Annotated in this window: 9 protein-coding genes and 1 riboswitch; all 9 genes read left to right on the plus strand. The window is 31.4% G+C overall.

Translation table 11 applies throughout. The features are described from left to right. Positions 1-50: 50 nt before the first annotated feature. Positions 51-3,344 carry an Ig-like domain repeat protein gene (locus GXK57_RS15345; RefSeq protein WP_160678063.1) on the plus strand — a complete coding sequence of 1,098 codons (3,294 nt, stop codon included), beginning with the start codon at positions 51-53 and terminating at the stop codon, positions 3,342-3,344. Positions 3,345-3,502: 158 nt separating this feature from the next. Further along, positions 3,503-3,652 carry a hypothetical protein gene (locus GXK57_RS15350; RefSeq protein WP_160678065.1) on the plus strand — a complete coding sequence of 50 codons (150 nt, stop codon included), beginning with the start codon at positions 3,503-3,505 and terminating at the stop codon, positions 3,650-3,652. A 324-nt stretch (positions 3,653-3,976) separates the two neighbouring features. Continuing rightward, positions 3,977-4,666 (plus strand): response regulator transcription factor, encoded by a 690-nt coding sequence (locus tag GXK57_RS15355; protein ID WP_160678067.1) that lies wholly within the window; start codon positions 3,977-3,979, stop codon positions 4,664-4,666. 19 nt (positions 4,667-4,685) lie between these two features. Then, a complete protein-coding gene (locus GXK57_RS15360) occupies positions 4,686-5,738 on the plus strand; it encodes a sensor histidine kinase (protein ID WP_160678069.1) in 1,053 nt (350 codons plus the stop codon). Positions 5,739-6,051: 313 nt separating this feature from the next. Further along, positions 6,052-6,819: an ABC transporter ATP-binding protein gene (locus GXK57_RS15365; RefSeq protein ID WP_160678071.1), complete on the plus strand. Its 768-nt coding sequence runs from the start codon at positions 6,052-6,054 to the stop codon at positions 6,817-6,819. Further along, the gene (locus tag GXK57_RS15370) at positions 6,806-8,761 is read left to right on the plus strand and encodes an ABC transporter permease (protein ID WP_160678073.1); all 1,956 of its coding nucleotides are present in this window, start codon (positions 6,806-6,808) and stop codon (positions 8,759-8,761) included. Before GXK57_RS15365 ends, GXK57_RS15370 begins: the two co-directional genes overlap by 14 nt. 166 nt (positions 8,762-8,927) lie before the next feature. Then, positions 8,928-9,971: a PocR ligand-binding domain-containing protein gene (locus GXK57_RS15375; protein WP_160678075.1), complete on the plus strand. Its 1,044-nt coding sequence runs from the start codon at positions 8,928-8,930 to the stop codon at positions 9,969-9,971. Positions 9,972-10,045: 74 nt separating this feature from the next. After that, positions 10,046-10,127: riboswitch (cyclic di-GMP riboswitch) on the plus strand. A gap of 201 nt (positions 10,128-10,328) precedes the next feature. Continuing rightward, complete coding sequence (locus GXK57_RS15380; protein ID WP_160678077.1) at positions 10,329-12,002, plus strand: methyl-accepting chemotaxis protein; 1,674 nt, start codon at positions 10,329-10,331, stop codon at positions 12,000-12,002. 184 nt (positions 12,003-12,186) lie between these two features. After that, entirely contained in the window at positions 12,187-12,438 is a 252-nt protein-coding gene (locus tag GXK57_RS15385; RefSeq protein ID WP_160678079.1) for a hypothetical protein, read from the plus strand. Positions 12,439-12,578: the final 140 nt, after the last annotated feature.

The following is a 12,578-nucleotide window of genomic DNA, read 5'->3' on the forward strand; positions in this document are numbered from 1 at the left end:
TTAGGAGCCTATAATGGACAAACTCTAGACTAATAGAAAGGGTGAAAATGTTGAAAGTATTTAAAATAAGAAAAAAACTTAGCATTTTTCTAAGCTCCTTGCTGTTTGTGAATATGATATATCTAGGAACCACCAAGACCAATGCGTTGGCTGAGGATAAAGGTATTTCATTAAATAGTGTTACTGTGGAAAGTAAATATGTATCTCCTGGAGGAAGCAATAAGCTAGTTATAGATGCTTCAACAGGTACTGCTGCAAGTTTAGCTGATGAGGCTAATGCACTATATGTCATGAAAACTGGTGAGGAAGAGAAAGAAATAGAGGTTTCTCTGCCTTTGGTAAACGGTAAGTACGAAGGTAAAGTAGATATTCCAGACAGTAATTACCTAGGAAACTGGCAACTAAGCTATGTAATTGTTGGTGATAAGAATGGAGATACTCAGATTTTTTATAATTCTGCAGTAAATTCAGGAGTAGGTATTGATTTGAGTTCAGCTGATTTTAAAGCTGGAGATGATAATGCTGGTCCTACCTTTGAAGCAATTTCAGTTAATAAGAATAAAGTTACTAAGCTATCTTCAGTTAATATCCAGATAAAAGCTAGTGATGTAGACTCAGGTTTAGCAAAAGAAGCAAATCTTCTATATGTATTAAAAAATTCTAATGGAGAAGATGAAGAAAAAGAAGTTACATTGGCTCTAAAGGATGGACATTATGAAGGTAATTTAGATATAGATGAAAAGTTCACTGCTGGCACTTGGCAAGTAAGCTTTATTACACTAAATGATAATGTTGGTAATGTATCAGTGGTTTATAATTCTAAGCTACATGGTGATGGACTAGGTAAAGACCTAAGTGCTGGACAGTTTGAGGTAACAGAGGATAAAGAATCTCCAGTATTAAACTCAATAGAAGTTGATAAAAAGTTTGTGAAAAAGGGTGATACAGTAAAGATTAAAGCAAAAGCTCAGGATCAAAGTGGTTTAGCTAATGAAGCTAATGCTTTATATGTAATAAATACTGTTGGAGAACCAATAGAAAAGGAAGTTTCCTTGAAGCTTAATGGAGATACCTACGAAGGGGAGCTAACTATAGATGATTCCTTTACATCAGGAACTGCAAAGCTAAGCTTTATAGTAATGCAAGATATATTGGATAATATTGGGATTATATATAATTCTGATGTTAATGCAGGAGTAGGCGTAAACTTAAGCTCAGCAGATTTTGTAGTGGATCTTATAGCTCCTGGAGCACCAAATGTAAAGTTAAGCACCGAGGAACCAACTAATAAAGATGTTGCTGTATCAATAGCTTCCGAGGATACAGAAGCAAAGATACAATATAAGTTAAAAGAAAATGCAGAATGGATAGACTATGTTGGAAGCTTTAACATAACAGAAAATACTAATATCTATGCAAGAGCTATGGATAAAGCGGGAAATGTTGGTGAAACCGTAATAAAAGAAGTTAAAAATATAGATAAGGTGCCACCGGTTGTTACGGTAACAGGGGTAGAGAATAAGGCTGTATACAGTAGGGCTGTTAAGCCTGTTGTTACTACTGAGGATTTGAACTCTGTGGCAGTCACTGAACTTTTAAATGATAAAGCATATAATGGTGAAGAAATAACTGCAGAAGGCAACTATACTTTAAAGGTTACAGCTATAGATAAGGCTGGAAATATAACAGAAGTAGTTAAGGCTTTTGTTATAGATAGAACAGCACCTTCACTTTCTATAGAGGGTGTGGAGAATAATGGTCTATACAATAACACTGTAAATCCAAAAGTAATAGCTGATGATAAAGATGCAGTTGTAACTTTAACCTTGAATGGAAATCCATACAATGGAGAACCAATTGGTGCAGAAGGAAACTACACCTTAAAGGCTACAGCTGTTGACAAGGTTGGCAATCAGAGTGAAACCTCTATAAGCTTTGCTATAGATAAGACAGCTCCAACAGTTAATATAGCAGGGGTAGAAGATAGGGCCATATACAATAAGTCAGTTAAGGCTACAGTAACCACAGAAGATGTAAATCCAGTTACAGTTACTGAACTTTTAAATGATAAAGCATATAATGGTGAAGATATAACTGCTGAAGGCAGCTATACTCTAAAGATTACAGCCGTTGATAAGGCAGGAAATGTAAATGAAGTAGTGAAGAACTTTGTAATAGACAAGAGTGCTCCAGCTTTATCTATATCAGGAGTAGAAAACAATGGATTGTACAATAAAGCTGTTAATCCTAAGGTAATAGTTGACGATAAGGATGCAGTTGTGACTACTACGCTAAATGGCAAGCCATATAGTGGTGAGGTAATAAGTGAAGAAGGAAGCTATGTACTAAAGGCTACAGTAATAGATAAGGCAGGAAATAAGAGCGATATGTCTATAACTTTTGTTATTGATAAAACAGCTCCTACAATTAAAGTTTCTGGTGTTGCAGATGGTAAGAGCTATGACAACAGCATAGTTATTGCAACCATAGAAACTGATGATAAAGCTGCTTCTGTGTCTGTACATTTAGACAGTAATCCAGTTACTTTAACTGCTGAAGGCAAGATAGCTATTGGAGCTGAAGGTAGTCATACACTTGTTGTAAAAGCAGTAGACAAAGCTGGGAATAGTTTTGAGAAAACAATTAACTTTACTTTAAGCTTAAGTGTAACTGCAGATGGAAAGTCTACAGCAGATGCTATTAAGGCTGCTATAAATAATTCAAAAGCAGGTGCTCCTATTGTTGTAAATGCAGTAAGTAATCCAGTGATTAAGCAGGAAGTGCTTTCAGCTATAAAAGGTATAGATAAGGATGTAACCTTTGTGGTTGAAAGTCAAGGAATTACATTACAATATACAATAAACGGTAAAGATATCACTGATATTTCAAAGGATGTGGATTTAACCTTAAATCCTTCGGCACCTAATGGTAAAGTTATTAGTAAGATTGCTAGTGATGCTCAGATAATATCCTTTAGATATGAAGGTATACTTCCTGCTCCAATAAAAGTGAGAATACCTGTTGACTCAAACAAACTTGATTCAACTAAACCAATATACTTCTATTACTACAATTCTTCAACAAAGAATACCGAATTAGTTGGAGATAAGTTAACTGCTTATAAAGTAGGTAATCAATACTATGTGGATGTAGTAATAAAACATTGCAGCGATTACTTCTTAACTAATAAAGATAATGCTACAGTTACAAAGAGAGTAGAAACTTTAGTTAAGACTGGATCTATAATAGATTCAAATGCATTGATTTTATTAGGTTTATTAGCTGTAGGGTTTGGAGCAGTTGTATTTGCCGCAACGAAGAGAAAAACTGCTAATCCAAAGTAGTATGTTAGCATAGATATTAAAAAGTCTTAGATAATAGGGTGTCTAGTAGTGATTATTAGTAATCATACGAGATGCCTTATTATTTTACTTTATAAGGAAGTTTTGTTTTCAATTTGAATATCATATCTATATAACGTAATTATCGGAGGATAGTTTTTATGATTAAATTCCTTGGAAGAATATTTAATGCAAATAATTTCAAAGAAGCTATGTTAGAAAGTTTACTTGGAAGAGCTGAAATAACTAAAGAGGATTTTGCTAGTACATCTAAGCTTATTAAGAACATTAAAACTAATAATTTAGATTAAGAACTAAAATAGCCTATACATTAAGAATATAGCCATGTATTAATAGGGAAAATACATAACCTAAATACATGGCTTTCTTTTATTGCAATGATTTATTAATTTATATATGACCGATAATCCCCAGAACCCGCGATTTTCGAACAAGTATAAATTAAGTTTCGATATAGAAAACCTATAGTTCTAATACTAATTTAATATCTTATGATAAAATGTGAATATATAACTTAAGGCATATTTACAACAAATAAAGCAGATATATGTTTATGTTTTTTTAATATTCAATAACAAGTAAAGCAATTAGTTAATTTAATTGGAGGTAAGTAAATGTATAGTGTAATGATAATTGAAGATGATAAAAAGCTAAGCCTTCTCATAAAAAATCATCTTGAAAAGTACGGTTATAAGTCTCAAATTATAGAAGAATTCAATAAGATAAAAACTGAATTTATAAAAAATAATCCTCATATTGTGCTTATGGATATAAACTTACCAGTTTTTGATGGATTTTATTGGTGTAGAGACATAAGGACCATATCAAATGTTCCAATAATATTCATATCAGCTAGAGATTCTGATATGGATCAAGTCATGGCCATTGAAAATGGAGGAGATGATTACATAACCAAGCCATTTTCTTATGATGTGCTGTTGGCTAAGATAAAAGGTGTTATAAGGCGGGTATATGGAAGTTATGCGGAAAACACAAGTAGTGAGGTTCTTGAGGCGAATGGAATGTTTTTATATATAAATCAAAATGTTATAGAGTATAAAGGTAAGAAAATTGAGCTTAGCAAGAAAGAATTTCAACTTTTATATTCGCTTATAAAGAACGCAAATAAGATTGTAACTAGGGAGAACTTATTAGAAGTGTTATGGAATGATGTGGATTTTGTTGATGATAATACCCTATCAGTAAATATGACTAGGGTAAGAAAGAGACTTGAAGAGATTGGTATTTCAGATGTTATTGAAACTAAAAGGGGACAGGGATATAGAATAATAGTAAGTTGGTAAGCTTAAAGTAGGTGATTATATGAAGTTTAAGAATTTCCTAAAAGATAGAGTTTTATATATAGTTGTATATTTTATAAGTAATACTACTGTTATTCTTATAATGTATTTAACGCTAATAATAAATAAGATTAACATAACTAAAAGTAATGTGTTTTATGCTTTTTTTGTTTCAACAATATTATTTCTGTTATTTATAGTCTGCGACTACTATAGAAACAGAAGTTTTCTTAAGCAATTAGAAGTGATACTTAAGTCGGAAGACACTCTGAATCAATCTCTTAGCCTGGGAGACGGTTTAAGTAAGGAACAAGAGATGTTTAAAAAAATATTGATTAAAATACATAAGCATGTAGGTGAAAAGACTATAAAATATGAAGAGACACATAAACAATATATGCATTTTGTAAATCAATGGGTGCATCAAATGAAGACTCCTGTATCAGTTATTAACCTTATGCTTCAAGATCAAACTGACAGTGATCACAGAGAGGTATTTGACAGTATTTTAGAGGAAAATGAAAAGATATCCCATGGTCTTGACATGATGCTTAATAATGCTAGGCTCAGTGAATTTAATCTTGATTTTAAAGTGGAAAGTCTGGATATAATATCAATTGTAAGAAAGGCTATTAATGATAATAAAAAATCCATGATAAGAAACCACATTTTCCCTAAGATAAATGTTAGTGAAAATATATCGGTGCAAACTGATAAGAAGTGGATATATTTTGTTATAAATCAAATAGTAATAAATGCTATAAAGTATTGTAAATTTGATGATGATAAAAGCAAATCTATTTTCTTTTCAGTTAGCGAAGAGGAGGCTACTACAACACTTTCTATAACTGATGAAGGTATAGGTATTCCCAAAGAGGACTTAAGCAGAATCTTTAACGCCTTCTTTACTGGAAAAAATGGCCGAAAAACTTCTGAGTCCACAGGTATGGGGATGTATTTATCTAAGAGAGTTTGCGATGAATTAGGTCATGAATTGAAGGTTATATCAGAAGAAGGAAAAGGAACTACTTTTTTCATAGTTTTCTATAATAGCAAGAACTTATTTAAGTTTTAATCTTGGGTTATGTTTAATAATATTGTTGAAAGGGACTAATCTTTCAATATTGTAAGATTAATATTATTTTTGAAAGGGAAATCGATACATTGATTTCTCTATTTTTTTTATAATGTATACATAACAATGCTTGAATACAGAACAACATATTTTTATTTTGCTTTTATCATCAAGTAATTGTTAAAGAATTTTTATATAGAAACTTAATTTATGCTTGTTCGAAACTCCTGGCTTTAGACATCTTTAGGCATGTATAAATTAATAGTTAAATAAGTAACTTAAACTTTAAAATGCAATTGGAAGGAAGGATAATATGGTGGTACTTAAAGCAGAAAATATAACTAAGATTTATGGTGATAGAAGAGGGAGTTTAACAGTGAAAGCTCTCGATATGTTTAACATAAATATTGAAAAAGGAGAGTTTGTTGGGGTCATGGGGCCTTCAGGAAGTGGAAAGAGTACTCTTCTTAATATTCTTGCAACTATTGATACTCCATCTTCAGGGGAGCTTTTTATAAATGGAGTGAACCCAAGCAACCTTGATGAAACTAAAGCAGCATTATTTAGAAGAAAAGAACTTGGATTTATATTTCAAGATTTTAACCTTCTAGACTCGCTATCCATAAAGGAAAATATAATACTTCCATTGGTACTAGATAAACTAAAGGTATCAGAAATAGAAAAGAAAGTGGAGGATATAGCTGAGTTATTGAATATAAAGGAAATTTTAAATAAAAGGCCCTATGAAACTTCTGGTGGGCAGCAGCAAAGAGCTGCTTGTGCTAGAGCACTTATTCATGATCCATCTATAATATTAGCTGATGAACCAACAGGAAATCTTGATTCTAAAGCATCTCAGGATGTTATGGAATCACTAAGTAATTTAAATAAAGAAAAGAAAGCAACTATTATGATGGTAACACACGATCCTTTTGCAGCCAGTTTCTGTGAAAGAATAATTATGATAAAGGATGGAAAGCACTTTTTAGAAATAGTAAAAGGAGGAAACAGGCAGGCTTTCTTTAAGGAAATAATGGATTCACTTACGCTTATAGGAGGACGATATAATGACCTTGCGTAATATTGCTCTTAAGAATATAAAGGGTAATCTTGAAAAGTTTGTAATGTACTATTTTAGCAATGCCCTAGTGGTAATGGTATTCTTCATATTTGCAAACTTCTTAATGAACCCTCAAGTGAAAAATATAAAAGTTATGGGACAAATGGGAGCCATTACTACAGAAGCCATGTACCTTTGTGAAATCGTAATACTTGTATTTACACTGGTCTTTACCAATTACTCCATATCAAGCTTTTTAAAGTCAAGGGAAAAGGAATTTGGATTACTTACTATGTTTGGCCTTACCAGAAGGCAGATAAGAAGTTATATCATGTTTGAGAACCTAGCTGTAGCTATACTTTCAATAGTCACAGGACTTGTTTTTGGAATTATATTTTCAAAGCTTTTCTTTATGGCGGTTTCAGCTATACTGATTTTAGATGCAGAACTTCCAGTAATGGTTTCATTTAAAGCTATAATTTTGACAGCAGTTTGTTTTTTGATTTTATTTCAGGGAATATGTTTTATATCTAGTCATAAGATTAAGAACAACAATATTATAGAATTATTGAAAGGTGCTAAGATAGCAAAACCAGTGCCTAAGTTTTCTGTTAGGAAGGCTATAGCGGCCATAATGCTTATCGCATTTGGATATATCATGGCCTTGGTATCAGGGCAAGCTATTATTATAACTATGCTTCCTATTTTAGTTGTTACTGTAGCTGGAACCTATATGTTTTACTCTCAATTTAGCGTTTATTTTACAAACAAACTGCAAAGCAATAAGAAGGTCTTTTACAAAGGTATAAATATGATAACCCTGTCTCAGATAATATATAAACTTAAAGATAATTCAAGGATATTATTTGCAGTATCAATACTTTCAGCAGTAACTTTGACAGCTTCAGCATCTGTATATTCTTTTCAAAAAGTTGTTCAAAAGAACATTGTAGTTAACTTTCCACAAGATATAAGCTTTATTGAAGATGGGATAGACTCACATCAGATAATATCTACTGAAAGTATAGATAGAATTCTTAAGCTTTATGGAAATGAAATACAAGGAAAAAATAAGGCTATTCTATTAAAAGGAACTAATGAAGGCATTGATAAAGCTGAAAAGCAAAAAGGATTAAATAATAAGAAGGATTTTTATATTATTTCAAATTCGGATTACAATTCATTGGCTAATAGTGAGAAAATATCAAAGCATAACCTTAAAGCTGGAGAAGCTGTAATACATTCATATAACTTTACTGGTGGAGATGGTAAAAAAATCTTTTCAGATATTAAGGAACTTAATCTAAATATAGAAGGTCAATCTGTGACTTATAGACTGATAGATGAGATAAGCGGAGGTATAATAAATGCAGAGCAGAACTATGCCAACACAGTGGTAATAAGCGATGATGATTTTATAAAGTTAAAGGATAAAGTTAAAAATGACAAGCTTAAAATTTACTACGGATATAATTTAAAAGATTCTATGAAAGCGGAGAAAGCTGTAACAGAAATAAAAAATCAAATTCCAAAAGAGATGTTAAAAAGATTTAATGAGAGAGTTACAGATTTTACAGAAGTTATGAAAAGTATGTCCTTATTCTTCTTTATAGGAACATTTATATCAATATTATTCTTCATTGCTACAGGAAGTATATTGTATTTTAAGCTATTCAATGAGGTACAAAAGGATAAGCAAGAGTTTATAGCTTTAAAGAAGATGGGAATGTCATTCCGAGAAATCAAGAAGGTTATCAATATACAATGTGCAATTATGTTTTTTCTTCCATTTGCAGTGGCTTTCTTGCATACTTGCTTTGCAATTAAAGCTTTAAGTAATATATTGAGGTCTAATCTTAGTGGATATCTCATGTTAATAGTATGCATATACTTGTTATTTCAAACTATCTATTATTTATTTGCAAAGGCAATGTATATAAGAGAAATAAGTAGATGGAATTAAAATTTGAATGTAGAAAAGCTTACTGAAAGTCTCATCAGTGAGCTTTTTTATTTAGCAAATGATTAATATGCAATAAAAGGTTAACTTAGCATAGATTATTACGATAATCTTAGTAGGGGATAAAATTGAAAATGTGGATAAATTTAATGTGGTTTAGGAGGCTTATATGATTAGGAGATTAGAGAACGGGGAATTAGACTTAGAGATTTTAGAGATAACTGATGTGATAGACATAAAACTACTACAAACATTTCAAGATAACTTTGCAACTGGAATGAATATAGCAAGTGTAACAGTTGATAGAAACGGAACACCAGTAACAAAACCAAGTTCATATACAAACTTTTGTATCAATCTAACTCAGTCAACTAATGAGGGGAATAGTAGATGTGCGATTTCTCATAAAAAAGGAGGAGAAGAAGCTGCAAGGCTTGGAAAACCGTATATTTATACATGTCATGCTGGCCTGATAGATTTTGCAGCTCCAATATTGATAGATGGGCATTTGATCGGAACAATTCTGGGAGGACAAATACTTACTTCTGCTCCAAAGGAAGAAACTTTTAAGCAAACTGCTATTGAGATAGGTATTGATTCTGATAGATATATCGAGGCTGCAAAGAATGTTTATATGACTGAAGAGGAAAATGTAAAGGCAGCTGCAGAGGTATTATTTATAGTAGCAAATTCATTATCTAGAGCGGGATATGAGCAGCTAATTCTCAGCAATATGTCACAAGTATTAAATGAAAACTTTAGCCAAATATCTGCTACAATGGAAGAACTAAGTGCTACTTCATTAAATGTTGCTAGCAATCAGCATAGTTTGAATGATGAAATAACAAATGTTAAACATATATCTGTAGAAATAAATAATATATTAGAGTCTATAAAAAGCATTGCTAACCAAACCAAAATGCTTGGATTAAATGCTGCTATTGAAGCAGCTAGAGCAGGCGAGGCAGGTAGAGGCTTTGGAGTAGTAGCTACTGAAATAAAGAAACTATCTGAAGTGTCTAAAGAAACTGCTGTTGCTATCATGGGGTTAACTGAACAGATACAAAAATCTGTTGATAGAACATTAGATACATCCAATTCTACTCTTGAAACTACAGAGCAACAGTCTGCAGCAATGGAAGAGGTTACTGCTAGTATTACAGAAGTTGCTACTTTAGCAGAGGAATTAAATAAGATAGCAAATAGGATTTAGCTGGAAAGTCCTATGTTGAAAAATGAAAAAGTATGTGTTAATATGTATATATATGGAATTATAAAATAATGTTGAATTATATTGGAAACTATGAAGGATTTCTTAATTTGGGCACTTGGAAATTCTGAGTTTAAAGTGCAACCGGCCAATATAAAAGCAAACTAATTAGTTAGCTTTTATATTGGCCTTTTTTATTGTCTAGGAAGATATGAAAGATTTTCAATTCACAAATCTATATTTTTAATAAAACTTTGATTAAGTATATAAAACATGATTAGAACTTAAGATAATTCATTTTTAGTATTTATAAATACAATACTAAAAAATTAATCAATAAAGAAGCGCAGGAGGAGTAAAATGAGTTTAAAAACTATTAGAGGAAAGTTTGGTATTATAATCTTTTTAATTACTGTTATGGTTTTTACAAATGGAATTTTATCTTACAAAGGAGATAGGAATATAAAATCCGTTAATAAAACTATCTTTCCAGCTTATAAGTTGTCTAATAAGATGTCTACAAGCCTTATTTCAGTATGGCAGTACCTGTCAGATATAAGTGCTACTAGAGCACTGGATGGACTAGATGATGGGTTACAGATGGCTGAAGACAATGCAAAGCAATTTAAGAAGTCCGCTAATGAGCTTAAAGCTCTAGAGCCTCATAAGAAGGATCAAATAGATGATATACTAAAAGCTTTCGATGACTACTATATTGTAGGTACAAATATGGCTAATATATACATAAAAGATGGTACAGAAGCAGGAAATAAGTTTATGCCTCAGTTTGATGAAGCTTCAGAGAAAATTCTAGAGTTGACGAATAAGTTTGCTAAAGAGCAGGATTCTGATATAGAGAATTCTTTAGATAAGAGTGCTTTTCAAAACAATCTTTCATTATATATATTAGTCATTAGTGGAAGTATTTTAATAGTATTCATTTTTATTCTTTCTGGGCAAGTGACAAAACCATTGAAAGAATTAGTAGAGTATGCAGGAGCTATAGCAAAGGGGGATTTAAGTAAGGAAAGCAGAATTAGTTTGAGAAAAGATGAAATTGGAAGGTTAGCTTACGCTTTTGAAGTAAGTGTACAAAGCCTTAGAAATATAATAGCTAAGATTGATTATACTTCAAAAGCTGTAAATAATTTTTCAAAAGAGCTTACAGGTGCATCTAAGCTGACTAGCAGTGCAAGTAATCAGGTCGCTTCTTCTATAGAAGAGATTTCTACTGGTGCTAGTAAGCAACTAAATGAGATAAATCAAGTATCTATGTTGATGACAAAATTAGATTCAGACATAAAAAAGGCAGTTGATAAGCTTGAAGAGACTTCAAGAATAACTATGGAATCGCAAACTATAAGTAAACTAGGCGCAAAATCCATGGGGGATATTGAAAACAATATGAGTTCAATATTTCAATTCAATAAGAAGAATGTAGAAAAGATAGAGGAATTAGAGAAAAACTCTTTGAAGATAAATCAGATAGTGGAAGCTATAACGCAGATATCAAATCAAACTAATCTTCTAGCTCTCAACGCAGCAATAGAAGCTGCAAGAGCAGGGGAATCAGGTAGAGGATTCAGTGTTGTTTCAGAAGAGATAAGAAAGTTAGCCGAAGAATCTAGTATTTCAGCTGGACTTATAACAAATGTTGTTAAAGAAATTCAGGATCAAATAAAAGAGATAACTATGTATATAGGTAATGGAACTCAATATGTAGAAAATGGAGTAGCTGTAGTTAATGAAGCATCCTCAAGATTTAATGGAATTGAAGTTAATGCAAATGACATACTTAACTATGTAAGAGAAGTTGCGGATTTCTCTAAAGACATAAATAGTGTGTCAAATAGGATTAGTAAATATACAAAAGATATTTTACTAATTGTAGAGAATTCATCAACTTTTACAGAAGAAGTTATGGCTGCTTCAGAAGAAAATACAGCTAATATTCACAATATGGCTGGTTCTATAAATGAATTAACAAAACTTACTGAAGAGCTTAGTGATATAGTGAGAAGCTTTAAAATATAGTGATTAGCAAATATAAAATATTTGAATATTGGACCATGAATAAATCAAATTTAGTGTTATTTTCTTGTAATAAGTATATGAGAACTAGACAAAATATAATTCGTAAGTCAAAAGTATAACTAAAAAATAATTTGCTTTATATTAGACTTACATAAAATATGCTGATAAAAAAGGAGAAAATAATATGCTTACTAATGTGAATGGAGTACAAGAAGCAAAAAAATTAAATGAGCAATCAAGACAACATAAGAGTGGAATGACAAGTGCAGCTTCAACAGGAAGCAGTAATTCTATAGTTGAAGAAACTAAACAACTAAATGCACAATCAGCAAGCGGAAACTCATCTTTAAGTTCTGCTGCTACTGGATCAATGAGTAGTGGAGTTGAAGAGGCAAAGAAATTAAATGAGCAATCTAGAAAAAATAAAGGAAAGTAGTAGAAAGTAATATATTAATAAATATATTTAAGTGAATAGTGTGGATTAGCATTAGTAGGCGTGCTTAGCATGCCTACTTTTTTATTCTTAAGTAAATAATACTTCTGATGAAATAGAGTATAAATATGGGTGCATTAATA

This window comes from Clostridium sp. C8-1-8, from assembly GCF_009928445.1.
Taxonomy (GTDB): Bacteria; Bacillota; Clostridia; order Clostridiales; family Clostridiaceae; genus Clostridium_AR.

Excerpts from the sequence above, each read along its gene's own strand:
- GXK57_RS15350 (WP_160678065.1), top strand. The coding sequence starts at position 3,503 with ATGATTAAATTCCTTGGAAGAATATTTAATGCAAATAATTTCAAAGAA.
- GXK57_RS15355 (WP_160678067.1), top strand. The coding sequence starts at position 3,977 with ATGTATAGTGTAATGATAATTGAAGATGATAAAAAGCTAAGCCTTCTC.
- GXK57_RS15360 (WP_160678069.1), top strand. The coding sequence starts at position 4,686 with ATGAAGTTTAAGAATTTCCTAAAAGATAGAGTTTTATATATAGTTGTA.
- GXK57_RS15365 (WP_160678071.1), top strand. The coding sequence starts at position 6,052 with ATGGTGGTACTTAAAGCAGAAAATATAACTAAGATTTATGGTGATAGA.
- GXK57_RS15370 (WP_160678073.1), top strand. The coding sequence starts at position 6,806 with ATGACCTTGCGTAATATTGCTCTTAAGAATATAAAGGGTAATCTTGAA.
- GXK57_RS15375 (WP_160678075.1), top strand. The coding sequence starts at position 8,928 with ATGATTAGGAGATTAGAGAACGGGGAATTAGACTTAGAGATTTTAGAG.
- GXK57_RS15380 (WP_160678077.1), top strand. The coding sequence starts at position 10,329 with ATGAGTTTAAAAACTATTAGAGGAAAGTTTGGTATTATAATCTTTTTA.
- GXK57_RS15385 (WP_160678079.1), top strand. The coding sequence starts at position 12,187 with ATGCTTACTAATGTGAATGGAGTACAAGAAGCAAAAAAATTAAATGAG.